The organism is Streptococcus sp. HMSC062B01 (assembly GCF_001811085.1).
Taxonomy (GTDB): Bacteria; Bacillota; Bacilli; order Lactobacillales; family Streptococcaceae; genus Streptococcus; species Streptococcus gordonii.
This window is the reverse complement of the sequence record NZ_KZ672777.1, coordinates 70586-96539: the sequence shown is the minus strand read 5'-3', so window position 1 is coordinate 96539 and position 25954 is coordinate 70586. Positions and strand designations below refer to the sequence as shown.

Annotated in this window: 24 protein-coding genes and 1 pseudogene; 16 read left to right on the top strand and 9 right to left on the bottom strand. The window is 39.0% G+C overall.

Annotated features, from left to right (window positions below; translation table 11 throughout):
- Window positions 1-185 precede the first annotated feature (185 nt).
- Both HMPREF2780_RS03170 and HMPREF2780_RS03165 read left to right on the top strand, forming a co-directional pair.
- Window positions 186-1115: a peptidase U32 family protein gene (locus HMPREF2780_RS03170; RefSeq protein ID WP_105026130.1), complete on the top strand. Its 930-nt coding sequence runs from the start codon at window positions 186-188 to the stop codon at window positions 1113-1115.
- Window positions 1116-1312: 197 nt separating this feature from the next.
- Entirely contained in the window at window positions 1313-2599 is a 1287-nt protein-coding gene (locus tag HMPREF2780_RS03165) for a peptidase U32 family protein (RefSeq protein ID WP_105026129.1), read from the top strand.
- Between the two features lie 35 nt (window positions 2600-2634).
- On the opposite strand, the gene HMPREF2780_RS03160 is transcribed toward HMPREF2780_RS03165, so the two are convergent.
- Entirely contained in the window at window positions 2635-2973 is a 339-nt protein-coding gene (locus HMPREF2780_RS03160) for a hypothetical protein (RefSeq protein ID WP_172601499.1), read from the bottom strand.
- Between the two features lie 139 nt (window positions 2974-3112).
- Here HMPREF2780_RS03160 and HMPREF2780_RS03155 point away from each other — a divergent pair, with 139 nt between their 5' ends.
- Complete coding sequence (locus tag HMPREF2780_RS03155; RefSeq protein WP_008809037.1) at window positions 3113-3325, top strand: YdbC family protein; 213 nt, start codon at window positions 3113-3115, stop codon at window positions 3323-3325.
- Between the two features lie 12 nt (window positions 3326-3337).
- Here the strand turns inward: HMPREF2780_RS03155 and HMPREF2780_RS03150 are convergent, their stop codons facing one another.
- On the bottom strand, window positions 3338-3892 hold the full coding sequence (locus tag HMPREF2780_RS03150; protein WP_045773809.1) for a biotin transporter BioY: 555 nt from the start codon (window positions 3890-3892) through the stop codon (window positions 3338-3340).
- Window positions 3893-4325: 433 nt separating this feature from the next.
- Here HMPREF2780_RS03150 and HMPREF2780_RS03145 point away from each other — a divergent pair.
- Together HMPREF2780_RS03145 and HMPREF2780_RS03140 are read left to right on the top strand one after the other, a co-directional pair.
- A pseudogene (locus HMPREF2780_RS03145) lies at window positions 4326-5469 on the top strand (5-methyltetrahydropteroyltriglutamate--homocysteine S-methyltransferase).
- A 17-nt stretch (window positions 5470-5486) separates the two neighbouring features.
- Window positions 5487-6218: a cyclase family protein gene (locus HMPREF2780_RS03140; protein ID WP_061601736.1), complete on the top strand. Its 732-nt coding sequence runs from the start codon at window positions 5487-5489 to the stop codon at window positions 6216-6218.
- Between the two features lie 323 nt (window positions 6219-6541).
- Here the strand turns inward: HMPREF2780_RS03140 and gorA are convergent, their stop codons facing one another.
- Window positions 6542-7891, bottom strand: a complete 1350-nt coding sequence (gene gorA, locus HMPREF2780_RS03135) for a glutathione-disulfide reductase (RefSeq protein ID WP_105026128.1) — start codon at window positions 7889-7891, stop codon at window positions 6542-6544.
- 202 nt (window positions 7892-8093) lie between these two features.
- Here gorA and HMPREF2780_RS03130 point away from each other — a divergent pair, with 202 nt between their 5' ends.
- From HMPREF2780_RS03130 to HMPREF2780_RS03120, 3 genes are read left to right on the top strand one after another with little or no spacing between them, the layout of a single operon-like run.
- On the top strand, window positions 8094-9278 hold the full coding sequence (locus HMPREF2780_RS03130) for an efflux RND transporter periplasmic adaptor subunit (protein WP_105026127.1): 1185 nt from the start codon (window positions 8094-8096) through the stop codon (window positions 9276-9278).
- On the top strand, window positions 9262-9957 hold the full coding sequence (locus tag HMPREF2780_RS03125) for an ABC transporter ATP-binding protein (RefSeq protein WP_105026126.1): 696 nt from the start codon (window positions 9262-9264) through the stop codon (window positions 9955-9957). Before HMPREF2780_RS03130 ends, HMPREF2780_RS03125 begins: the two co-directional genes overlap by 17 nt.
- Window positions 9958-11232 (top strand): ABC transporter permease, encoded by a 1275-nt coding sequence (locus HMPREF2780_RS03120; protein WP_105026125.1) that lies wholly within the window; start codon window positions 9958-9960, stop codon window positions 11230-11232.
- Between the two features lie 88 nt (window positions 11233-11320).
- On the opposite strand, the gene lysS is transcribed toward HMPREF2780_RS03120, so the two are convergent.
- From lysS to HMPREF2780_RS03090, 6 genes are all read right to left on the bottom strand, one after another.
- Window positions 11321-12811, bottom strand: coding sequence for a lysine--tRNA ligase (gene lysS / locus HMPREF2780_RS03115; protein WP_105026124.1), 1491 nt, complete (start codon window positions 12809-12811; stop codon window positions 11321-11323).
- Between the two features lie 91 nt (window positions 12812-12902).
- Complete coding sequence (locus tag HMPREF2780_RS03110; protein ID WP_105026123.1) at window positions 12903-13544, bottom strand: histidine phosphatase family protein; 642 nt, start codon at window positions 13542-13544, stop codon at window positions 12903-12905.
- A gap of 29 nt (window positions 13545-13573) precedes the next feature.
- Window positions 13574-14050, bottom strand: coding sequence for an aminoacyl-tRNA deacylase (locus HMPREF2780_RS03105; RefSeq protein WP_048778503.1), 477 nt, complete (start codon window positions 14048-14050; stop codon window positions 13574-13576).
- A complete protein-coding gene (locus HMPREF2780_RS03100) occupies window positions 14050-14892 on the bottom strand; it encodes a DUF368 domain-containing protein (protein ID WP_105026122.1) in 843 nt (280 codons plus the stop codon). The genes HMPREF2780_RS03105 and HMPREF2780_RS03100 overlap by 1 nt, the downstream gene beginning before the upstream one ends.
- A 139-nt stretch (window positions 14893-15031) precedes the next feature.
- On the bottom strand, window positions 15032-15841 hold the full coding sequence (locus HMPREF2780_RS03095; RefSeq protein ID WP_053794814.1) for a glycoside hydrolase family 25 protein: 810 nt from the start codon (window positions 15839-15841) through the stop codon (window positions 15032-15034).
- 104 nt (window positions 15842-15945) lie between these two features.
- Entirely contained in the window at window positions 15946-16422 is a 477-nt protein-coding gene (locus tag HMPREF2780_RS03090) for a glutathione peroxidase (RefSeq protein ID WP_105026121.1), read from the bottom strand.
- Between the two features lie 136 nt (window positions 16423-16558).
- Here HMPREF2780_RS03090 and ftsW point away from each other — a divergent pair, with 136 nt between their 5' ends.
- From ftsW to HMPREF2780_RS03050, 8 genes are all read left to right on the top strand, one after another.
- Complete coding sequence (gene ftsW / locus HMPREF2780_RS03085; protein WP_008809024.1) at window positions 16559-17770, top strand: cell division peptidoglycan polymerase FtsW; 1212 nt, start codon at window positions 16559-16561, stop codon at window positions 17768-17770.
- A gap of 51 nt (window positions 17771-17821) precedes the next feature.
- Window positions 17822-20668, top strand: coding sequence for a phosphoenolpyruvate carboxylase (gene ppc / locus HMPREF2780_RS03080; RefSeq protein ID WP_105026120.1), 2847 nt, complete (start codon window positions 17822-17824; stop codon window positions 20666-20668).
- Window positions 20669-20962: 294 nt separating this feature from the next.
- Window positions 20963-22159, top strand: coding sequence for an elongation factor Tu (tuf, locus tag HMPREF2780_RS03075; protein WP_020992675.1), 1197 nt, complete (start codon window positions 20963-20965; stop codon window positions 22157-22159).
- 273 nt (window positions 22160-22432) lie between these two features.
- Window positions 22433-23191 carry a triose-phosphate isomerase gene (tpiA, locus tag HMPREF2780_RS03070; RefSeq protein ID WP_012000225.1) on the top strand — a complete coding sequence of 253 codons (759 nt, stop codon included), beginning with the start codon at window positions 22433-22435 and terminating at the stop codon, window positions 23189-23191.
- Between the two features lie 129 nt (window positions 23192-23320).
- Window positions 23321-23554, top strand: a complete 234-nt coding sequence (locus HMPREF2780_RS03065; protein WP_045502080.1) for a DUF1146 family protein — start codon at window positions 23321-23323, stop codon at window positions 23552-23554.
- A gap of 39 nt (window positions 23555-23593) precedes the next feature.
- The gene (gene murA / locus HMPREF2780_RS03060) at window positions 23594-24874 is read left to right on the top strand and encodes a UDP-N-acetylglucosamine 1-carboxyvinyltransferase (protein WP_105026119.1); all 1281 of its coding nucleotides are present in this window, start codon (window positions 23594-23596) and stop codon (window positions 24872-24874) included.
- Complete coding sequence (locus HMPREF2780_RS03055) at window positions 24867-25055, top strand: DNA-directed RNA polymerase subunit beta (protein WP_045502090.1); 189 nt, start codon at window positions 24867-24869, stop codon at window positions 25053-25055. The genes murA and HMPREF2780_RS03055 overlap by 8 nt, the downstream gene beginning before the upstream one ends.
- A 44-nt stretch (window positions 25056-25099) precedes the next feature.
- Window positions 25100-25939, top strand: coding sequence for a DNA/RNA non-specific endonuclease (locus HMPREF2780_RS03050; RefSeq protein ID WP_045634644.1), 840 nt, complete (start codon window positions 25100-25102; stop codon window positions 25937-25939).
- Window positions 25940-25954 lie beyond the last annotated feature (15 nt).

Below are 25954 nucleotides of genomic sequence, written 5' to 3'. Positions count from 1 at the left end.
CCTACTAGTACTATATCATTGTATCATGATTTATTGGGGTAATTATTACATTTTTGTTACAGAAAGAATAAAAATAGTTTTCAATATAAAAATAAAGTATCGAAAATTTAAGAAAAAATAGAAGTAAAAGAAAGAATTTGAAAAGAAAACTGGTTCATTTCTAAAAGTGTGTTATAATTAACTTTATGGAAAAGATAATTATTACAGCGACAGCTGAAAGTATTGAGCAAGTGAAGGAACTGCTGGAAGCAGGAGTTGATCGGATTTATGTTGGCGAGAAAAACTATGGCCTTCGTCTTCCCCACACTTTTTCTTATGACGAATTACGAGAGATTGCTAATTTAGTTCATGAGGCGGGAAAAGAAATAGTCGTAGCAGTCAATGCTCTCATGCACCAGGAAATGATGGACAAGATCAAGCCATTTCTTGATTTTCTAACAGAAATCCAGACGGATTATATTACTGTTGGGGATGCGGGTGTGTTTTATGTTGTTAACCGCGATCAGTATCCCTTTAAGACAATTTATGATGCTTCGACCATGGTTACCAGCAGTCGTCAGATTAATTTTTGGGGACAAAAAGCTGGCGCATCAGAAGCAGTTTTAGCTAGAGAAGTTCCCTCAGCTGAACTTTTTGCCATGCAGGATATTTTAGAGATTCCTGCAGAGGTCTTGGTCTATGGGGCTAGTGTCATTCATCACTCCAAGCGCCCTCTGCTTCAAAATTATTACAATTTCACCCATATTGATGATGAGAAGACGAGGGAGCGTGATTTGTTCTTGGCTGAGCCAGGTGACCCAAGCAGTCATTATTCCATTTTTGAAGACAATCACGGAACTCATATATTTGCAAATAACGACTTAGATTTGATGACAAAATTGACAGAGTTAGTGGATCATGGATTTACTCATTGGAAATTAGAAGGAATCTATACTCCAGGTCATAATTTTGTAGAAATCGCTAAGTTGTTCATTCAAGCTCGAGATTTAATTTTGGCTGGTAAATTCACCCATGATCAGGCTTTTCTTTTGGATGAAGCTGTTCACCGTTTTCATCCTAAAAACCGTTTCTTGGATACTGGTTTTTATGAATACGATCCAGATATGGTCAAATAATTATAGCTATCTAAGAAAGCAAGAAATTTTCTTGCTTTTTTCTGTTGCTAAGATGTAAAATCACAATTTTTTGAATTCAGGAAAGATTAGAATTGTGAAAACATTTGCCACATCTTGATTTTCCAAGTTTTTTGCTATAAAATAGAAAGGATTAAAAATTAGGGATTATCGATCTTATCTTGCAAATAGGAGAAATGATGACAAAAACATTGAAACGACCAGAGCTCTTGGCACCTGCTGGTACTCTAGAGAAGTTAAAAGTAGCTGTTCGTTATGGAGCAGATGCAGTATTTATTGGTGGTCAGGCCTACGGACTTCGTAGTCGAGCTGGGAACTTTACTTACGAGCAAATGGAAGAAGGAGTTCAGTTTGCAGCAAAATATGGCGCAAAGGTTTATGTTGCGGCTAATATGGTGATGCACGAAGGTAATGAAATTGGTGCTGGAGAATTCTTCCGTAAACTCCGTGATATTGGGATTGCTGCAGTAATTGTATCAGACCCTGCTTTGATTGCTATTGCGGCATCAGAAGCGCCTGGATTAGAAATCCATTTGTCTACCCAAGCTAGTGCGACTAACTATGAGACTTTGGAATTTTGGAAAGAACTAGGCTTGACGCGTGTTGTTTTAGCACGCGAAGTATCTATGGAAGAATTGGCTGAGATCCGTAAAAGAACTGATGTTGAGATTGAAGCCTTCGTCCACGGAGCAATGTGTATTTCCTACTCAGGACGCTGTACACTTTCTAACCACATGAGTATGCGTGATGCTAACCGTGGTGGTTGCTCGCAGTCTTGTCGTTGGAAATACGACCTTTACGATATGCCTTTTGGCCAAGAAAGAAAGAGCTTGAAGGGTGAAATCCCAGAAGAATTTTCTATGTCAGCGGTAGATATGTCCATGATTGATCACATACCTGATATGATTGAAAATGGTGTGGACAGTCTGAAAATCGAAGGTCGAATGAAGTCTATACACTATGTATCCACAGTATCGAACTGTTACAAGGCAGCTGTCGATGCCTATTTGGAAAGTCCTGAGAAATTTGAAGCGATTAAACAGGACTTGATTGATGAAATGTGGAAAGTTGCTCAACGCGAATTGGCAACGGGATTTTACTACGGTACTCCAACAGAGAACGAACAGCTCTTTGGGGCACGCCGAAAAATTCCGGAATACAAGTTTGTGGCTGAAGTTGTAGACTATGATGCTGAAAAACAGATCGCGACTATTCGTCAGAGGAATGTTATTCATGAAGGAGATCAGGTTGAATTCTACGGTCCTGGCTTCCGTCATTTTGAGACAGTCATTACAGATTTGCATGATGCGCAGGGCAATAAAATTGATCGAGCGCCAAATCCTATGGAACTCTTAACAATTTCTATGCCGACACCTGTTTGCCCAGGTGATATGGTGCGTAGCAGAAAAGAAGGCCTTATCAATCTGTATAAGGAAGATGGCACCAGCGTTACTGTCCGCGCCTAGATATAAAATAAATCCCAGTTTGTAAAAACTGGGATTTATTTTTTCTTTGGATTAGCTTTCTGTGCTACTCGAACTGTCTGAGGAACCAGACGCACACGTTGAATATCTGGAATCCGAATAATAGTTGACATGCTCTTATTGAAATTCTTAACAATCAACTGCTGGCGTTCTTGGTCATACTTAACAATATCGCCAGTAAAGCTTTTATTTTGAAAAATAACATGAATTCCGGATTTTTTCTTTAAGGCTAGCTCAATCGCGGATAAGATAGCAGTATTATTCTCGCTGTTCTGTTCGGTTTTTTTATCGTTTATAAACTCATTAGCTTTCTCAGTCAGCATTCTTAGAAATTTTTTCATGGCTAAAATCTCCATAACTTGATACAATATCATTATATAACATTTTCTCGTAAAATTCTAAACTTTTACGAATGAATTAAATGAGAGATGGAAAACTGTCAAACAGCAGAGGCTGTTTTAGCTCATCTACTTTTGAATTTACCAAGGAGGTACTATGTCAGAATTTACATTTGAGATTGAAGAAAAACTTCTAGTCTTATCAGAAAACGATAAAGGCTGGACCAAAGAGCTTAACCGAGTTAGCTTCAATGGAGCGCCAGCCAAATATGATATTCGAACTTGGAGTCCGGATCACAGTAAAATGGGCAAGGGAATTACTCTTTCTAATGAAGAATTTCAGGTTCTTCTTGATGCATTTAAAAACTGATAGAAAAGTCTATCAGTTTTTTTGTTTATCAGCAAAGTAAGGATGAAATCCGAGACTTTTTAATACTGGCAAGCTGATAATAGCTATCAGGAGCATTTTTAAAAGATCCGGTAGAATGAATGGGGTAACGCCTACAGCGATAGCTTTTGAAAAATCAAGATTCCCTAAGATGTTCAAACCTATAATTCCACCGATAAATAGGATGGTATCTCCCAAGATATTTGCCAGTAAAATAGTCAAGAATGAACTGTTTTTATGAGTTAAGATAGAAGTAATGAAGGCAAAGAGAGGAGCAGACAAAAGGTAACCAGCAGTTGGATTTAGGAATGATTGGAATCCGCCATGACCGCCTGCAAAAACTGGGAGACCGATAGCACCAAGTAGTAAATAAAGTAGCGTAGCTGAAACCGCTTCTCTGGGTTTAAAAATAGTTGCAATCAAACCGATGGCAAAGGTTTGGAGAGTAATAGGAACAGCTCCAATAGCAAAGCTAAATTGTGATAAAACCGCTAAAATAGCAGCCCCAATGGCTGGGAGCACAAGTAAGAAAACTTTATTTCGATTCATAATAGTAAACCTCTTTTATAATTTATGGTAACTATTTTAAGATCTCTAGTGCTAAAAGTCAAGTGTTTTTTATCGACTTAGACTATTTCGTATTATTTTTTCTTTTTACTCCTGAAATACAAGAAAATAAATGCTATTAAACCAAAGATGTTAAAGAAGATAATACCAAATGTTGTAAGAATTTTATTTGTTTTACTCATCAAACTCTCCTCATATATACGTGTTTCTCTAGCATAGCAAATTAATATCCAAAAGAAAAGTAGGAATTGGAAGAACTGATATAGTTATAAACTATATAATAATCAATAAAATAAGATTAGCTCAAAACCCTTTAAAAACTTGAGATAAGGTTGTCGTGTTGATATAATGAACCATAACCAAATTTCCATTTGATTTTTATAACATTTCTTTACACTAGAAAAGGAGAGTTGAGATGACAGTTAATCATGGACCATTTCGAGTTGATCACGTTGGCTCTTTCCTTCGCCCTAAGGAATTGGTAGAAGCTCGTGAAGCCTTTGCGGGGGGGGACTATTAGCAAAGAAGAGTTAACTGCAGTGGAAGACCAAGCTATTCGAGCTTTAGTTTCTAAAGAAATTAAAGCTGGATTGAAGAATGTAACAGACGGAGAATTTCGTCGGGCTTATTGGCATTTGGACTTTTTCTGGGGCTTTCAAGGAATTGAGCATGTTCAAGCTGCAGAAGGCTATCATTTTCATGGGGAAACAACCAAGGCAGATTCGGCCCTCATCGCTGGTAAGATTACCGGTTTTCACCATCCCTTTGTGGAACATTTTAAGTTTCTAAGAGATTTAGTGGCTGATCAAGATGGAGTTGAAGCAAAGTATACCATTCCAGCCCCTGCCCAATTTTATTTTGAATTAATCCGGGATGCCGAGCATGTGGAGAAGCTCAATCAAGTTTATCCTGACTTCAATCAATTGAGAGAAGATATAAAAAAAGCATATTTACAAGTTGTTGAAGATTTATATGACGCTGGCCTCAGAACGCTACAAGTGGATGATTGTACTTGGGGTGTCTTGGTAGATGATAATTTCTTGACAGCCTGGGGTGCTCTTCAAGGTAAGACCAAAGACCAAGTTCGTGCTGAATTAGCGGAGCTCTTCTTAAGTTTCAACAATGATCTTTATCAAAATGTCCCTGCTGGTTTGACTGTTAATACCCATGTCTGCCGTGGTAACTACCATTCTACCTGGGCTTCTTCGGGTGGCTACGGTCCAATTGCTGAAGAATTATTTGAAAAAGAAAAGGTGAATGCTTATTTCCTTGAATTTGATACTGAGCGAGCTGGTGGATTTGAACCCTTGGCTAAAGTAACACCAGGAAAAAAAGTAGTCTTGGGACTTTTGACTTCAAAAAGTGGTGATTTAGAGAACAAAGAAGAAGTTATTGCTCGGATTAAGGAAGCTAGTCAGTATGTACCGCTAGAAAATCTTTACCTTTCAACCCAATGTGGCTTCGCTTCTACGGAAGAAGGAAACATCCTGACAGAAGAGAGTCAATGGGAAAAAATTGCTTTGATTTCAGATATTGTAAAAGAAGTCTGGGGAGAATAGAATCGGAGGAACAACTTATGTCAGATTTGCTTAAAATATACCAAGAATTAAAAAATAAGAAATGGGTCAATCTTTCTCATCAGATTAAGGAAGATAGTCCGCACTTTCCAGCTTTACCAGCCTTGGAGAAGAAAGATATTTTTACTCTAAAAGATGGTTTCCATGTGCAGCAGTTTTCGGTAGTTGGCCAGTATGGTACTCATATTGATGCTCCTATTCATTTTGTAGAAGGTGGCCGTTGGTTGGAAGAAATAGACTTAAAAGATCTCCTTCTTCCTTTGTTTGTCATTGATAAGTCAAGAGAAGTAGAGGAGAATCCTGACTTCATTTTGACCAAACAAGATATTTTGGACTTTGAAGCAGAGCATGGGAAGATTCCAGAAGGAAGTTTCGTGGCTTTTCGGTCTGACTGGTCCAAGCGTTGGCCTAGTCAAGACGCTATGAGAAACTTAGATGATCAAGGAATCCAGCATACACCTGGCTGGGGACGAGATGCTTTGGAATTTCTGATTCATGAGCGTGGTGTAGCTGCAGTAGGTCATGAAACTTTTGATACTGATGCAGGTCTTCCTACGGCTGAGCATGGCTTGGTTAATGAATATTATCTCTTGGCTGAGGACATTTACCAAGTAGAGGTATTGTCTAACTTGGACCAATTACCTGCTAAGGGAGCTCTAATTTCTATCAGTTTCCCTAACTGGCATCAAGCTAGTGGTTCGCCAGTACGAGCTTTAGCCATTTTACCATAAGAAAAAAGAGTCTGAAGTTTTACTTCAGGCTCCCTTTTTTACAAAACTTTAGAAATTTTTGAGATTTTCTTGATGAAATGTTGATAAAGAGGCTGTAAAATAAAGATTGTAGGATTAACAAGTTAATACGTGTCAAATCTCTCTTTTAGAAACTAAAAATGATGCATGGGAAGGTAAAAATTTTTGAAGAATCCTTATAGAATCTTACAAAAATGTAAGATTCAAAAGAAAAATGAAAGATTAGATTATGGAATACTTATATACTTTATAATAAAATAAGGACACAAGTCAAAAAAGGCTTGTAAAACAAACCTTTTCTCTTCTTACCTCATAGTAACGAACTCTTCTGATCCCGTTGGGTGAATGGCTACTGTGGCATCAAAATCAGCCTTGGTTGCGCCCATTTTGATAGCGACAGCGAAGCCTTGAATCATCTCGTCTACCCCATATCCGATACCATGCAGACCAACGACCTTTTCATTCTCACCAGCCGTGATGAGCTTGAACTTGGCCTGTTGGCGATGCTGAGTTACTGCCGAATACATGGAAGCAAAGCTAGATGTATAGAGGTGAATATTATCAGCTCCATAAGTTTTTTTAGCCTCTTCCTCGGTTAGCCCAACAGTTCCAATAGCAGGGTGGGAGAAGACGACGGTAGGAATAGTTGAATAGTCCATCTTTGCGTCTGTTTTGCCGTTGAAAAGTCGCTCGGCTAATGTACGACCAGCCTTGATGGCAACAGGAGTTAGTTCTTTCTCGCCTGTTACGTCACCTAGGGCATAGATACCTGAAACTACAGTGTTTTGGTATTCATCTACAGCGATGAAACCTCGTTCGTTGAGAGTGACACCAGCAGCTTCTAGATTGAGGCCTTGAACATTAGGTTTTCGGCCGATGGCCCAGATGACATGCTGAGCTATATGGCTACTACCATCTTCAAAATGAAGTTGCAGTTGATTGTCATCTAGTTTCTCAAGTTTTGTAGGTACTTTGTGGGTGTGTAGGGCAAGACCTGTCTTATCCATCTCTTCAAGTAAACCATCTACGATATAAGAATCAAAGTTCCGTAAGGGACGATCACGTCGGACAAAGAGGTCTGTTTTGACTCCAAGATTATGGAGGACTCCTGCCAATTCAACTGCGATATAGCCAGCTCCAACGATGGCTACAGATTCGGGTAATTCTTCCCAAGCGAAGACATCATCAGATGTTTCACCTAATTCAGAGCCAGGAATAGAAGGGATAGCAGCATGAGCACCCGTTGCAATGACAATGTGTTTAGCTCGGATTAGCTCACCATTAACCTCGACAGTGTTAGCATCAACAAAGCGACCGCGTCCTTCAATCAATTCAACTCCATTGCGTTTAAAACTTCCGTCGTAAGAAGATCGAGCACGATCAATATAGGCTTCGCGGTTTTTACGCAAAGTGGCAAAGTCAAAGCTTTGTTTTTCTGAAGTAAAACCATAGTCAGGACCGTAGTATTGGATGGCCTCAGCAATTTGAGCACCATACCACATGATCTTTTTAGGAACACAGCCAACATTGACACAGGTGCCACCTAACTTCTTTTCCTCAATGACAGCGACCTTAGCACCATGTTCGCCAGCTCGATTCATGGTAGCGATACCTCCGCTACCACCTCCGATAGCAATCATATCAAATTCTTTCATAATGTTTATTCTCCTTCTTTCAATATGAGGTAATTGTACCCTTTTTAAGAAATGAATGCAAAAATCTGCTACGAGAAAAACTGACATTTGAGAAAGATATAATGTCATTTGAAAATTGCTAAGTTCAAAACAATAGTTCCAGGTTATAATGTATGTTATAATGAAAAAAATTAATTAGATTTCATTTTTAAAGGAGATTCCAATGAAAAAATTGAAAAAGTGGCAGTTGACTGCTCTGATTGCTGTTCCTCTTGTCATTGTAGTAGTTGTTCTTGCTATGCTGTTTTTGAATCAGAAAAGTGGCAGCCAAGAAGGTTTAGATTCGAAACCTCTGGTTCAAAAGGCAAAAGAAGGATCAGTAGCATCTTCTGTACTTTTGTCAGGACAAGTATCTGCTAATAATGAGCAGTATATTTATTATGATTCGACAAAGGGAGATTTAGAAGGCGTCCTCGTTAATGTGGGTGATCAAGTTACAGTCGGACAAGCTTTGGTCCAATATCGAAACACTGAGGCGCAATCTAACTATGATTCTGCTGTTCGAGCTCTCAATAAAATTGACCGTCAAATTTATGAACTGCAAAATAATGGGACAGCTCCTACCCCAAGCCCAACAGCAGAAGGAGAAGAATCTGGCGAAAGCACTGCACCAGCGGTCAATACACAACAATCCTTGGATTCTCAATTAAAAGATTTGCAAGACAATCGAGCTGATGCTGCAGATAAAGTCAATAGTTCCAAACTTTTACTTGATGCTACAACTGTATTAAGTACTGTTGAAGGAACAGTAGTTGAAGTTAATCGTGATGTTTCAAAATCAACAACAGGATCTAATCAAACATTGGTCCATATTGTTAATAATGGTAATCTCCAAGTCAAGGGTGAATTGTCAGAGTACAATTTAGCTAATCTGTCAGTGGGCCAAGAAGTCAGCATTACTTCAAAAGTTTATCCAGATAAGACTTGGACTGGTAAAATCAGCTATATCTCTAACTATCCAAAAGATGCTCAGCAAGCAAGCTCAAGTGCGTCAGCTGCTGGAGGATCAGGTGGAGGATCAGGCGCTAAATATCCCTTTACCATTGATTTCACTAGCGAAATAGGTGATTTAAAGCAAGGATTCTCTGTAAATATCGAAGTGAAGAATAACAGCAAGGCCATTCTTATTCCGGTAAGCAGTGTTGTTACTGATGAAGATGGAAAAAACTACATTTGGAAACTAGATGATAAGGGTATAGCTAAAAAAGTTGAAGTCACGCTTGGCAATGCTGATGCTGAAAATCAAGAAGTAACATCTGGCTTAGCAAAAGATGATAAAGTGATTATAAATCCAACTGCTGATTTAAAAGATGGGCAGGAGGTAAAATCCTATGAAGAAATTAATTGATTTAAATGGCATCAATAAGAGCTATCGCAATGGAGATCAAGAACTGCAGGTTTTAAAAAACATCAATCTTCAAGTTGAGGAAGGTGAGTTTTTAGCCATTATGGGGCCGTCTGGATCTGGTAAATCAACTTTGATGAATATTATTGGTATGTTGGATCGTCCTTCTAGTGGAACCTATCATTTAGATGGGAAAGAAGTGGCTCGTTTGGGTGAAAAGAAATCAGCCAAAGTTCGTAATCAGGCAATTGGATTTGTCTTTCAGCAGTTTTTCCTCTTGTCCAAGTTAAATGCTCTTCAAAATGTTGAATTACCCTTAATTTATGCGGGAGTTTCTCAGTCTAAACGTAAGGCTTTGGCAGAACAATACTTGGAAAAAGTTGAGTTAGGAACTCGAATGCATCACTTACCATCAGAATTATCAGGGGGGCAAAAGCAGCGTGTTGCGATCGCTCGTGCCCTAGTAAATCGTCCCTCTATTATTTTGGCAGATGAGCCAACAGGGGCCTTGGATACAAAAACAGGTGAACAGATTATGGAATTGCTGACTGAATTAAATAAAGAAGGCAAAACCATCATTATGGTTACCCATGAACCAGAAATTGCAGCCTATGCTAAACGACAAATTGTCATTCGAGATGGCGTAATTTACTCTGATTCAGCGCAGAAAGGAGAAGCATAGATGCAAAACTGGAGATTTGCTATTGGATCTATTATGGGCCACAAAATGCGCTCCTTTCTAACAATGATTGGAATTATCATTGGGGTCGCTTCTGTTGTAGTTATCATGGCCTTAGGAAATGGGATGCAACAGGGAGTTACCAAAAGTTTCACGAAGGATCAACAATATGTCTCTCTGAATTATTCACCAACAAAGAGTAATTATGTTATGGGGATGAATCTTATGGAAGGTCCTGCAGGAAATGAGGGAGGCAGCCAAGAAGTTGATAACGAAGAAAACGAAGCTCCACCAGTTATTCAAGATGCATGGGCTAAAGAGCTCTTAAAAATTGATGGAGTGAAAGGTTACTATACAACCAATGGAGGTCCATCTGCAACATTCTCTTATCAGAATAAGAAAGCGGATGGAGTATTTATTACTGGCGTTAGCCAATCTTTCTTTCAAATTAGAAAATACGAGATCTTGGCAGGTCGTACCCTCCTTCCTGTGGATTACCAGCGCTTTTCTAATGTGATGATGATTGATGAAACAGTTGCAAATTCACTTTTTGGAAGTAGCGCAGAAGCCTTAAACAAAATCGTATCAGTAGGAGACAGCAACTATCGGGTTATTGGAGTCTTTAAAGATCCCAATGCTGGTCAAAGTATGAGTATGAGTTCAGGAAGTGCTCTAATGGCTAATACCCAAGTAGCATCTGAGTTTCATTCAGAAGAAATCTCAACTGTTTACGTCTATGTTCCAGAAGTCAGCCGTGTCAACGAAGTTGGGATAGAAGCAGCTAAAAAATTGACCCAGCTTTCAGGAGCACGCCAGGGTGAATATCAAATCTTGAATATGGAGAGTATGCTGGAACAGTACAAGCAGATTACAGGTACCATGACAGGAGTTATTGGCGCGATAGCAGGAATCTCACTCTTTGTCGGTGGTATCGGGGTTATGAATATCATGCTGGTATCAGTTACCGAGCGGACTCGTGAAATCGGTCTGAGAAAAGCTTTAGGAGCTACGAGAGGAAACATCTTAACCCAATTCTTAATTGAATCCATGGTTCTCACCCTAATTGGAGGAATGTTGGGCTTAGGACTGGCTTATGGTATTAATGCGCTAATTGCTGCAGTCGTACCAGAAGATGTTTTTGGTGGACCTCCAATCGTATCTACTACAGCTGCAGTAGGAAGTCTTGTCTTCTCAGCAATGGTTGGTGTTGTTTTTGGAATTCTACCTGCGAATAAAGCTTCCAAGTTGGATCCAATTGAAGCACTGAGGTACGAATAATGAAATAAGAAAAAGAGTTTAGGAACCTAAACTCTTTTTTTGTTTATAAAAAACACTGCTGAAGTGTAGCAGTGTTTGAATGTGAAAATTATTTCATTGTCGGGAAGAGAAGGACATCGCGAATGGTAGTCACATCTGTTAATAACATAACCAGACGGTCGATCCCAATACCCAGACCTCCAGTTGGTGGCATACCATATTCTAAAGCTTCGACATAGTCGTAGTCAATGCCGGTTGCTTCATCATCACCAAGCTCTTTAGCTTTAGCTTGGGCTTCAAAACGAGAAAGTTGATCAATTGGATCGTTCAATTCGGTGAAGGCGTTGGCATATTCTTTGGTCATGATGAAGAGTTCGAAACGGTCAGTGAAACGTGGATCTTCTGGATTTTTCTTGGCCAGAGGAGATACTGCAACAGGATGTCCATAAACAAAGGTTGGTTGAGTTAAGGTTTCTTCAACAAATTCTTCAAAGAAAGCATTAATAACATGGCCGACTTCTGTGAAGTGCTTTTCGAGAGGAACATTCTTTTCTTTTGCCAAGGCAGCGGCTTCTTCAAAGCTCATATCTTGCCAGAAATCCACGCCAGTAATTTCCTTGATGGCATCTACCATATGAACGCGTTTAAATGGTTCATTGATCTTGATTTCAGTTCCCTGATAGTTGATAGGTCCATCTCCACATACAGAGATAGCCGCGTGTTGAATAATGCCTTCGGTCAAGTCCATAATATCTTGGAAATCTGCATAAGCTTGGTAAACTTCAATAGATGTAAACTCTGGATTATGAGTAGCGTCCATTCCTTCGTTACGGAAGATACGTCCGATTTCATAGACCCGTTCCATACCACCTACAATGAGGCGCTTAAGGTGCAATTCAGTTGCAATCCGAAGCACCATATCAATATTTTGGGCATTGTGATGAGTAATGAAAGGACGGGCAGCAGCACCACCTGCTTCATTGTGGAGAACAGGAGTTTCGACTTCAAGGAAGCCTTGCCCATCTAAGTAACGGCGAATTTCAGAAATGATTTTTGAGCGAGTAACAAATCGATTGAAGCTCTCACGGTTAGAAATCAAATCCAAATAGCGTTTACGGTAGATAGTCTCCACATCTGTCAGTCCATGGAATTTTTCAGGAAGGGGACGAAGTGCTTTAGAAAGGTGGGTAATATGGGTAGCTTTGATAGATAATTCTCCCATATCAGTACGCATCACTTCACCTTCAATTCCAAGGAAGTCTCCTAAGTCAGCTTTTTTAAAGATTTCATAGTTTTCTTCACCGACCTCATCTTTGCGGACATAAATTTGAATTTGGCCTTCGCGGTCTTGAATGTGAGCAAATCCAACTTTTCCTTTGCCACGTTTAGTCATGAGACGTCCAGCAATAGTAGCTGTCTCAGATAAGTCATGCAACTCTTCTTTACTTTTTTCAGCGTATTTTTCTTTTAATTGTCCAGAGTTTGCTGTTCTCTCAAAGCGTTTACCAAAAGGGTCAATCCCCTGTTCAGCCAGCGCAGCCATTTTTTCACGGCGAATAATTTGCTGGTCATTTAATTCTTCAAAATGTTCAGTAGTCATGTTTTCCTCCAAAAGTATTCCAATTTATTTTATCACAAAATCTATGGAAATTCACCTATATTTAGCTTTTAAGAAAGAAAAAACTGTGAATTTAAAGATTCACAGTATCAAGATTTTCAAGATGGTCGGTATTGTCCCAATCTAAGAGAGAAAACTTCTCAAAATCAGTTGTTTCTAGGATAGTGACACTTCCATTACTGAGACCACCATTTTTTCGTATGTTGCCAACATCGTAGCCAAGAAGAGTCCGAATTGAAGCCGTAAGATTAGCTCCATGGCCAACAAATAAGAGGTTTTCAGCTTCTAAATCTTTTAGAGACTTAATAAAATGGATAACTCGATGGGTCGTTTGGTAAACCGATTCAGCATCAAATAAACTATGGTCAAACTGAGCAAGATTATGACGAAAGGCATGCATTTGGTGGGGATATACGGCAGCAACAGTTGCCCATTTGGCCCCCTCTAATTTACCTAATTTCCATTCTCTTAATTCCTCTTTAAGAATAATTTCTTGCGGAAACTGGTTTTCTGAATTTATAATTTCAGCTGTTTTTACAGCTCTGCTTAAATCACTAGAGAATATCTTATCAAAACTAGTTTTAGCAAGGTGCTTCCCTAAAATATGTAATTCTTCAATAGCAGTAGGTAAGAGAGGTGAATCGCCTCCAGCACCCTGAAATCGACCTTCCAAATTCCACTCAGTCTTTCCATGACGGATAAAGTATAGTTTCATAGTTTTCTCTTTCAAATAAAATGCCTGATTTAGTCTTCTTTTATATCAGCAAAATCTGCTTTGACAAAATCCGCCAAGTCCTGAGCCTTGATTAGAACGCTACGTCCAACTTCTCCAGCGGATACGATAATAGCTTCGCGTTCTAGAGCAACCTGGTCGATGAAGATAGGGTAGGAGTGCTTTTGGCGGATACCAACTGGATTGTTGGCACCATGAACATAGCCAGTTGTCTTTTCGAGTTCCTTTTGAGGAATCATAGCAACCTTTTTGTTTCCAGAAATCTTGGCTAATTTTTTCTCAGATAAATGCTCAGTAATGGGGAGAATACCAATTACTGGTCCGGTTTTATCCCCTGTCAATGCAAGGGTTTTATAGATCTGAGACCGGTCATCTATGTCGCCAGTTTCATTTTCGAGGGCATTAATTTGCAATCCTTGGTGGGGAATATCCGCCTTGGTTAAGATTTGTTCGACTAGTGTTTTTTTTAATTTTGTTTTTTTTGCCATTATTTATACTTCTCTTCTAACTGACTCATCCAAATTCCTAGCCAAATTCCTAAGCCAAAGAAGAAGGCTGTTATGACAAAGGTGATAATAGAAGTTCCTGCATAAGTAATGCTTTCACTATTACCAGCATTTGGAATGACAATAAGCAAGGTGCTAGAAAGCACAATACCAATAATGAAATGATAGACTCGCGAATGAAAATTTTTGAGTGCATAGTCCATTGTTTTTGAAAAAGCTATGAGAGCTAAAGAACCTCCGATAGCAATTGGTAAAAATGTTCCAAAAAGATCTAAGGACTTGAAACCAGTCAGCATTGGAGTGTATAAACCTAAAATCAAAAGTAGATTAGAAGGACTGAGTCCAGGGACCAAAATCCCTAGAGCAATCAAGGCTCCCGCTAGCATAAAGGTCAAGAAATTTGCTGGAAGAGTTCCAACCAAGCTATTGAGGAAATATAGGAGTAAGCCTGACAGGATAAATGTCAGCCAAAAAATAGTTATATCTATTCGATCACGGTCTGACTCGCGAACAGACTCCTTGATTAAACTAGGAATCGTCCCGATAATAGCGCCTGCAAATCCCCAAAGAACGATAATCTTATAGTGGGCTAGTAAATATTCAACCGGAAGAGAAAAGAGGGCAATTCCAAGAATCATACCTATACCAACCGGAAGGAAAAAGAGGACATTCTCCTTGAAGTTATCTTTGATATGAGCTAGAAAAGATATCATACGCTCATATATTCCCAAAATGGCAGCTAAGACTCCGCCAGAAACACCAGGCAAGATAAAACCAAGTGCGATAATCAATCCTTTAATCGTTCTTGTAATCCAAGAAAACATCAAAATCTCCTTAACATGTTCAATGTAGTTTATTATAACATATTTTACTTTTAGTTAGTGAAAATTTAAGTAAAGTCCTAAAATAGATAGAACTTAATCAAAATGAAAAGAAAAAATCAAGTAAAATACTTGATTTTAATTATTGTTTCCCAAATAATTTGGCATGAGTTTCCTCTCGGTTCTTTAAAGTAGAAATCTGGTTTAAGTCTAAAGGATGAGAGAAACCAGTTAAAGTTCCTTGGGAAGTATATTGGTGCAAATCATAATCAATGTCAGTCTTAGGAGCAGCATTATAATAACCATTATCGGTTCCATAAGTTGGAATCCAAAGAGCTGTAAATTTCTCAGTATTTATGCTGTGTTCTTCCATGAAGTAAGTGCCTACATAAATCCCGATATTCTTTACGCCTAAAGATTCTAATTTAGCACGGAAGGCTTCGACTCCTCCGTTCATATCAGACATAGTTTTTTCTTCAACATCTAGCCAGTAGTAGGTCGGCTTGTATTTGGATGCGGCCTTGTAAAAACTTTCTGCCTCTTTTTCCATTTCTTTAGTCGAAGAAGCAGATACATAAGCATAGACTGCTACAGGGATGTTGCGTTTTTGAAATTCCTTGATATGGGTTTTGTATGCTTTATCCAGCCCGTTAGCATAAGTAGCAGCATTCTCCTTTTTAGTATAGGAACCGCTCTGGATACGCACAATGACTCCTGAAACATTTTTAGCCAATTGATCATAATCAATCTCGCTCGGAAGCTGCCAACCAGACAAATCGATGATTGGTTTAGTAAGATCTATTTTTTCCGAAGAGCTTGAAGAAGATGATTGGACAGTTTTTGTTTGTTCTCGTTGACCTTTCGCATTCGATAGTTGCCTGCTAACCAATATTGTTAGAATAAAGCAGACAAAGAAAGCGAGTACAACGATTGGTTTTATCTTCTTTCTCATACTTTTTTTATTTTAACCTAAAATAAATAAAAAAGCAAAAAAAATCATTTATAATAGAACTTCTGAACACCTACTGTTCAAGTTTTAGCTTATTAAAAATTTATTCATTTTAAAAGTTCTTGAATATCTTTTTCAATATCTTTAGGAGATGTTTGAGGAGAGTAGCGTTTCATCACATGGCCTTCTTTATCTAAAAGAAATTTGGTGAAGTTCCACTTAATATCTTTAGATAGAAATCCCCCCTTTGCTTCTTTAAGCCATGTATATAGTGGGTCAGCTTTTTTTCCATTTACGTTAATCTTTTGAAAACGGGGAAAGCTGGTCTGATAGTTAAGGTTACAGAAATTGTTGATTTCTTCTGCACTTCCTGGAGCTTGATTTTTAAACTGATTGCAGGGAAAATCTAATATTTCAAATCCTTCATCATGATAGCGAAGATATAAGTCCTGCAGTCCTTTATACTGTGGAGTAAACCCGCAGCCGGTAGCTGTATTTACAATGAGTAAGACTTTCCCTTTGAAAATGTCTAGCGAAAGCTGATTGCCATCTTGTTTTTCGACAGAAAATTGGTAAACGTTCATAGTTTTGGACCTCCAATCAGTTGTTTTCTTTTATTCTAGCATAAGATTTTAGTGAATTGTGAAAAGGATATGGCTTTTTTTTCGTTGTGAAAAATGATATAATGTACAATGAAATTTTAGAAAATCTAGGTGAAGTATGAAGATTGACAAACGACACCTATTAAACTACTCTATCTTAATTCCCTATTTGATTTTATCAGTTTTAGGCTTGATTATTGTCTATTCAACAACCAGTGCGACCTTGGTTCAGTCAGGTGCTAATTCTTTTAAATCAGTTATAAGCCAAGGCATATTTTGGATTCTGAGTTTAATAGCAATTGTTTTTATATATAAGGTAAAGATCGATATTTTTAAGAAACAAGAGGTTTTGTTCGGTTTCATTTTAGTGGAAGTGATCCTGTTACTCTTATCGCGTTTTATAACTCGTGCAGTAAACGGAGCACATGGTTGGCTTTTTATTGGTGGGGTTAGTATTCAGCCTGCCGAGTATCTGAAAATTCTGCTGGTCTGGTTCTTAGCCCTGAGGTTTTCAAGAAAGCAGGAAGAGATTGAAATATATGATTATCAAGCTTTAACTTTTAACCGGTGGTTACCCAGAACGTTAAGTGATTGGCGTACTATCACAGGAATTTTGATAGGTATTGTTGTTATCATGCCGGACTTGGGGAATGCTACTATTTTAGCTTTGACTGTCCTAATAATGGTTTCTGTAAGTGGTATTGGACATCGATGGTTCTCAGCTATGCTAGGAATACTGGTAGGAACTTCGACCTTGATCCTATCCAGTATTTGGCTGCTTGGTGTAGAAAAAGTCTCCAAGGTTCCTTTGTTTGGATATGTTGCCAAGAGGTTTAGTGCCTTCTTTAATCCCTTTACAGATGTGTCAGGAGCAGGGCATCAGCTTGCGAATTCATATTATGCGATTGTAAACGGAGGCTGGTTTGGATTAGGACTTGGAAATTCAATTGAAAAACGAGGCTATTTACCCGAAGCGCAGACAGATTTTGTTTTTTCAATTGTTATCGAGGAATTGGGCTTTATTGGTGCTAGCTTAATTTTAGCCCTACTGTTTTTCCTAATCTTGCGAATCATTTTGGTAGGTATTCGAGCTAGGGACCCTTTTAATTCAATGGTGGCTTTGGGAATTGGAGGCATGATGCTGACCCAAACCTTTATAAATATTGGAGGGATCTCAGGATTGATTCCTTCAACAGGGGTGACTTTTCCATTCCTATCACAAGGTGGGAATAGTCTCTTAGTTCTGTCAGTTGGAATTGCCTTTGTACTCAATATTGATGCCAACGAAAAACGAAACAATATCAATCGTGTTTTAGAAGAAACTTTGTGAGACCGGCTGGTTGTTAGCTAGTCTTTGTCCTTAAATAGAAAGGTTCAGACCATGTCATTTAATAAGTTAGAAAGCTTTAGTAATAAAGATGTTATTCGAGAAGAAGTTTCCATTTTGACGGACTTACTTACTGATGTTACGCGTAAAATTCTTAGTCCTGAGACATTCGAAAAGATTGAAATGATGCAGGACTTAGCTGTTCACTCCAAATACCAGGAACTAAAGGGAATCGTAGAAGAACTAACAACAGAAGAAATGGTCTATATTTCTCGTTATTTTTCTATTCTGCCACTCTTGATTAATATTTCTGAAGACGTTGATCTAGCCTATGAAATCAACCATCAGAACAATATCGACCAAGATTATCTTGGAAAGCTGTCAACAACTATTGACTTGATTTCAACGCGGGAGAATGCAAAAGAAATTCTAGAGAATTTAAATGTTGTTCCGGTACTGACAGCTCACCCAACTCAGGTTCAAAGAAAGACAATGCTGGATCTGACAAATCATATTCACACCCTTTTACGTCAGCATCGAGATGTTAAGGCTGGTCTGGTTAATGAGAAGAAGTGGCTAGGCAACCTTCGTCGTTACATCGAGCTCATGATGCAGACAGATATGATTCGGGATAAGAAACTAAAAGTAACCAATGAGATTACCAATGTCATGGAATACTACAATAGCTCTTTTCTACAAGCCATTACCAACTTTATGGTCGAATACAAACGCTTGGCAGAAGAGCGGGGTATCAAGTTGGATAATCCTAAACCTATTACCATGGGAATGTGGATTGGTGGTGACCGGGATGGGAATCCTTTTGTAACGGCAGAAACTTTGAAACTATCAGCCACTCTCCAGAGTGAAGTCATTCTCAACTATTACATTGACAAGGTTTATACACTTTATCGTACTTTCTCTCTGTCAACGAATCTCTCAGAAACTAGTCAGGCAGTAGCAGAAATGGCTGCTTTGTCAACTGATAAATCTGTTTATCGTGAAAATGAGCCTTACCGCCGTGCCTTCCACTATATTCAGTCCAAGCTGATTCAGACCTTGCTGTACCTGAAAGAAGGAAACTTTTCTAATGAAGGTCAGTGCTTGACTGATCGAGCTGAGAAAACATTATCTGCCAAGACAACTCCTTCTGTGAGTAATAAGGGACGGGAAATTATTCCAAACTATATTCAGTCTCGTATCAGTGAAACCTTAACTGAGTTGAAGAAGGAGGAAACACCTTCTTACAAAACTGCAAAAGAATTCAAAGAAGACTTACAGGTCATTTATGATTCTCTTATCGAACATCATGGTGAGGCTTTAGTGACAGGAGACCTGACAGAACTTTTACAAGCAGTGGATGTTTTTGGTTTCTTCTTAGCCAGCATTGATATGCGTCAGGATTCTAGTGTTCATGAAGCTTGTGTGGCTGAGCTCTTGGCATCAGCAAACATTGTAAAAGATTACAGCAGCTTATCTGAAGAAGAAAAATGTCAGGTACTACTTAAGCAATTGCTTGAGGATCCTCGCATTTTATCAGCTACTCATGAGCCTAAGTCCGAACTTTTGCAAAAAGAATTAGAAATTTTCAAGACTGCTCGACAGCTGAAAGATGTACTTGGTGAAGAAGTCATCAAGCAGAACATCATTTCTCACTCGACCAGTGTATCAGACCTACTGGAGTTGGCTATTATGCTGAAAGAAGTAGGACTGATTGATGAAAATGGGACTCGAGTACAGATTGTTCCTCTTTTTGAGACAATTGAAGATTTGGACAATTCATGCGAAACAATGGAGAAGTATCTATCTTTGCCTATTGCTCAGAAGTGGATTGCCTCTAAGAATAATTACCAAGAAATCATGTTGGGTTACTCAGACAGTAATAAAGATGGTGGTTACCTATCTTCTTGCTGGACTCTCTATAAGGCTCAGCAACAGTTGACTGCTATTGGTGATAAATTTGGTGTTAAAATTACCTTCTTCCATGGTCGTGGAGGTACAGTTGGTCGTGGTGGCGGTCCAACCTATGAAGCGATCACCTCACAACCCCTACGAAGTATCAACGACCGGATCCGCCTTACTGAGCAAGGGGAAGTTATTGGAAACAAATATGGTAATAAAGATGCAGCCTACTATAATTTGGAAATGCTCGTTTCTGCAGCAATCAATCGAATGGTAACACATAAGAAAAGTGATGCCCATACATCCAATAAATATGAGCGGATCATGGATCAGGTTGTCGAGCGAAGCTATCAGATTTATCGTGATTTAGTCTTTGGCGACGAACGCTTTTATGATTATTTCTTTGAATCTAGTCCAATCAAAGCGATTTCTAGCTTTAATATTGGCTCTCGTCCTGCAGCTCGTAAAACGATTACTGAAATCGGTGGTCTTCGAGCGATCCCATGGGTCTTCTCCTGGTCTCAAAGTCGAGTGATGTTCCCTGGTTGGTACGGTGTTGGCTCAAGTTTCAAGGAATTTATTGATCAAGATCCAGAAAATAATCTTGCCTTTCTACAACTTATGTACAAGAGATGGCCATTCTTCAAATCTCTATTATCAAATGTAGACATGGTCCTTTCTAAGTCCAATATGAACATTGCTTTTGAATATGCTCAGTTATGTGAAGATCAGAATGTTCGGGATATTTTCAATATTATCTTGGATGAGTGGCAACTAACTAAGAATGTTATTCTTGAGATTGAAGGACACGATGAACTCTTGGCTGAAAATACTTATCTAAGAGACAGCTTGGACTATCGTATGCCTTACTTTAATGTTTTGAACTATATTCAACTAGAGCTGATTAAACGTCAACGCAATGGTCAGCTAACGCCTGATCAAGAGAAGTTGATTCACATCACTATTAATGGTATTGCAACTGGTTTGCGAAACTCAGGTTAATACGAAGAAAAATCGGAAATATTTCCGATTTTTTTGTGCTTGATTAGATCATTTTTGGAGTTTTATTAGATTTTTCAAGGAAGTAAGAAGAGAAGCAGATGATAAGTTTTAAAATATACGCTAGCAGTTAACTTGTCTGATATAAGTTGAGCTTTCTATTAGAAAAGGTTAATTCACAAAAAATGTGTAAAAGGCTTGCAATTTCACTAGAATTTGATAAAATAGTAAGGAAAGTTAGACTGTATTGCCTACTGTCTATCTATAAAATATATTTTATTGGAGGCTTTTACTCAAATGGCAAAAGAAAAATACGATCGTAGTAAACCACACGTTAACATTGGTACTATCGGACACGTTGACCACGGTAAAACTACTTTGACAGCAGCTATCACAACTGTATTGGCACGTCGCTTGCCTTCAGCAGTTAACCAACCAAAAGACTATGCGTCTATCGATGCTGCTCCAGAAGAACGCGAACGCGGTATCACTATCAACACTGCGCACGTTGAGTACGAAACTGAAAAACGTCACTACGCTCACATCGACGCTCCAGGACACGCGGACTACGTTAAAAACATGATCACTGGTGCCGCTCAAATGGACGGAGCTATCCTTGTAGTAGCTTCAACTGATGGTCCTATGCCACAAACTCGTGAGCACATCCTTCTTTCTCGCCAAGTTGGTGTTAAACACTTGATTGTGTTCATGAACAAAGTTGACTTGGTTGACGATGAAGAATTGCTTGAGTTGGTTGAAATGGAAATCCGTGACCTCTTGTCAGAATACGACTTCCCAGGTGACGATCTTCCAGTTATCCAAGGTTCAGCTCTTAAAGCTCTTGAAGGTGACTCTAAATATGAAGATATCATCATGGAATTGATGAACACTGTTGATGAGTACATTCCAGAACCAGAACGCGACACTGACAAACCATTGCTTCTTCCAGTCGAAGACGTATTCTCAATCACTGGACGTGGTACAGTTGCTTCAGGACGTATCGACCGTGGTATCGTTAAAGTCAACGACGAAATCGAAATCGTTGGTATCAAAGAAGAAATCCAAAAAGCAGTTGTTACTGGTGTTGAAATGTTCCGTAAACAGCTTGACGAAGGTCTTGCAGGGGACAACGTAGGTGTGCTTCTCCGTGGTATCCAACGTGATGAAATCGAACGTGGACAAGTTATTGCTAAACCAGGTTCAATCAACCCACACACTAAATTCAAAGGTGAAGTTTATATCCTTACTAAAGAAGAAGGTGGACGTCACACTCCATTCTTCAACAACTACCGTCCACAGTTCTACTTCCGTACAACTGACGTTACAGGTTCAATCGAACTTCCAGCAGGTACTGAAATGGTAATGCCTGGTGATAACGTAACTATCGAAGTTGAATTGATCCACCCAATCGCCGTTGAACAAGGTACTACTTTCTCTATCCGTGAAGGTGGACGTACTGTTGGTTCAGGTATGGTTACAGAAATCGAAGCTTAATTCAATTAAGTTACCAGATTAACAATTTAAGTCAGACACTAAACCCGCTTATGCGGGTTTTTTAATATTTTTTTGAAAGAAGAATTTGTTTACTAATATTCCTAACACCAATGTATTTAGCTTCATAATGGACATATAGCAAGGTCTTTTATAAAATAGAGAGCAGTATTTTAGCCGTTTCAATTTGATAAAAACTTAGCAAGCGCCTTTATTTATTGAGCCAACTGTGATACAATGGAACATGAAAATAAAATGAAAAAAGAGGTATGTGAAATGTCACGTAAACCATTTATCGCTGGTAACTGGAAAATGAACAAAAATCCAGAAGAAGCAAAAGCATTCGTTGAAGCCGTTGCATCAAAACTTCCTTCATCAGACCTTGTTGAAGCAGGTATCGCAGCTCCTGCAGTTGATTTGACAGCTGTTCTTGCTGCTGCTAAAGGTTCAAACCTTAAAGTTGCTGCTCAAAACTGCTACTTTGAAAATTCAGGTGCTTTCACTGGTGAAACTAGCCCACAAGTTTTGAAAGAAATCGGTACAGACTACGTTGTTATCGGTCACTCAGAACGTCGTGACTACTTCCATGAAACTGACGAAGATATTAACAAAAAAGCAAAAGCAATCTTTGCAAACGGTATGCTTCCAATCATTTGTTGCGGTGAGTCACTTGAAACTTACGAAGCTGGTAAGGCTGCTGAATTTGTAGGTGCTCAAGTATCTGCTGCATTGGCTGGATTGACAGCTGAACAAGTTGCTTCAACCGTTATCGCTTATGAGCCAATCTGGGCTATTGGTACTGGTAAATCAGCTTCACAAGACGATGCACAAAAAATGTGTAAAGTTGTTCGTGACGTTGTAGCTGCTGATTTCGGTCAAGAAGTTGCGGACAAAGTTCGTGTTCAATACGGTGGTTCTGTTAAACCTGAAAACGTTGCTTCATACATGGCTTGCCCTGACGTTGACGGTGCCCTTGTTGGTGGAGCTTCACTTGAAGCTGAAAGCTTCTTGGCATTGCTTGACTTTGTAAAATAATGATTAGACATAAGCTTGTTGCTGTAAGGCAACAAGCTTTTTTCTGTCAGAACTTGCTTCAAGAACAAGGCGAGAGGGGATAAGTAAAGGTCATTTCCCATTATTTAGTATTTTTGGTATAATAGGTCTATGATTCAAATAGTTTTTACGCTTAGCAGTCATTTACTATTTATTTTTTTGTCTCATCAGTTATTATCTAGCCTTGTTAACTGGGAGAGGATCTTGAAAGTAAATGCTGATAATGCTTTAAAAATTCGCTTACTCATTCTATTCTTGAGTATTGCGCTTGGTTATCTGGTTAGTCTCTTTTTCCTAAGTATTTATCAAGTAAGTTTTGATATTTTGAATGGAAACGTAAAATAAGAGAGAAACTAGAAACAATGAATGAGTAAGGGAGTATATATGGATAAAATTATTATTCAAGGTGGAAATAATCGCTTAGTTGGAACAGTACAAATCGAGGGTGCAAAGAATGCAGTCTTGCCTCTTTTGGCTGCAACCGTCTTGGCAAGTAAAGGAAAAACGATTTTAACAAATGTACCTGTCCTTTCAGACGTCTTTACTATGAACAATGTTGTTCGCGGTTTAAATACTACTGTAGACTTCAATCAGGATGAGCATGAGATCGTGGTCGATGCTAGTCAAGATATTACAGAAGAAGCACCCTACAAGTATGTCAGCAAGATGAGGGCATCTATTGTTGTCCTAGGACCTATCTTGGCACGTAATGGACACGCTAAGGTATCAATGCCTGGTGGCTGTACAATTGGGAGTCGTCCAATTGATTTGCATCTGAAAGGCCTTGAAGCAATGGGGGCTGAGATTACTCAGACAGCCGGTTATATTGAAGCAAAAGCAGATAAGTTGCACGGGGCACATATTTATATGGATTTCCCGAGTGTAGGCGCGACTCAGAATATTATGATGGCTGCGACACTGGCTGAAGGGACAACTGTTATTGAAAATGCTGCTCGGGAACCAGAGATTGTTGATCTAGCTGTCTTGCTCAATAAAATGGGGGCAAAGATCCGTGGTGCAGGGACTGAAACATTAACCATTCTTGGAGTCAAAGAATTAACAGGAACCAAACATAGTGTTGTTCAGGATCGAATTGAAGCGGGAACATTTATGGTTGCTGCTGCTATGACAGGTGGTGATGTTCTGATTCAGGATGCGATTTGGGAACACAATCGTCCTTTGCTAGCTAAGCTACAGGAAATGGGTGTATCAGTAACTGAAGAGGAAGAGGGAATCCGGATTCAATCAGATTTATCTCGCTTAAAAGCCGTTAGTGTTAAAACCCTGCCTCACCCGGGTTTTCCAACGGATATGCAGGCTCAGTTTACTGCCTTGATGACTGTAGTCCGTGGCGAATCAACCATGATTGAAACAGTTTTTGAAAATCGCTTCCAACATTTAGAAGAGATGCGTCGTATGGGCTTGCACTCTGAAATTATGCGGGATACAGCAAGAATTGTTGGAGGGCAGAAGCTTCAAGGAGCAGAGGTCATGTCTACTGATTTGAGGGCTAGTGCGGCCTTAATTTTGACTGGCCTTGTCGCTAGTGGAGAAACCAAGGTTAGCAAATTAGAGCATTTAGATCGTGGTTACTATCTTTTCCATGAGAAATTGGCTGCTCTAGGAGCCAACATCAAGCGTGTGAAGGAAGATGACGATGAATGATGAGTTGAAATATGTAGCGAAACAAGTTGGGATTGTTCTCTTAGTAATTTTCTTGGGGCTCCTTGTCTTTGCTATTGGTTTAGTTATTGGTTATGGTGTGATTGGTGGTGGCGATAATCCTTGGTCCATCTTATCACCTGATAAATGGCAGAGCATTATTAATAAATTCACAGGTAAATAAGGAGTATAGGGCAGTTTGTCCGCTCCTATTTTTATGAGGAAAAAATGAAGAAGAAACAAGAAGAGAAACTCTTTCAAAGCATAGTAGGACTGATTCTGGCGCTTGTTCTGATAGCTGGTGCTAATTATTTCTCAAACCATCAGAATCAGGATAACATAAAGTCTAATCCACAGGTTCAAAGAACAGGAAGAAGGGATATCTCAACTCCCGAGCAAGCACTATCTCAGAGTGTATTGACTGATTCTGTTCGTAAGCAATTAAAAGGCAGCATAGAATGGAATCAGGCAGGTGCTTTTATTATTAATGGCAACAAGACAGACCTGAATGCTGATATTGCCAGTCAGCCTTATGCACAAAATCAAACGAAGTCAGTCCAGGGACAGTTAGTACCAATAATTGGGAACGCACTGCTTTCTAAACAGACTAGACAATACAAAAATCGAGAAGAAACCGGAAACGGGACGACAAGTTGGGTTCCCGCCGGCTGGCATCAGTTGAGAAATCTTACTGGAGATTTTAATCATGCTGTTGATCGAGGCCATTTATTAGCCTATTCTTTAGTAGGAGGCTTAAAGAACTTTGATGCTTCTACAAGTAACCCAGAGAATATCGCTGTTCAAACAGCTTGGGCAAATCAGGCAAACAGTCCTTCGTCTACTGGACAAAATTTTTATGAAAGCTTGATTCGGAAGGCTTTGGATAAAAAGAAGCGAGTCCGTTATCGAGTTACCTTGATTTATGCTAATCCTGATGACTTAATAGCAGCGGGCTCTCATTTAGAAGCAAAGTCTAGCGATGGAAGTCTTGAGTTTAATGTCTTCGTTCCAAATATTCAAACCGGGATTCGTATTAACTATAGAACTGGAGAAGTAACAGTAGAGTAGTCATGCAGTAAGACA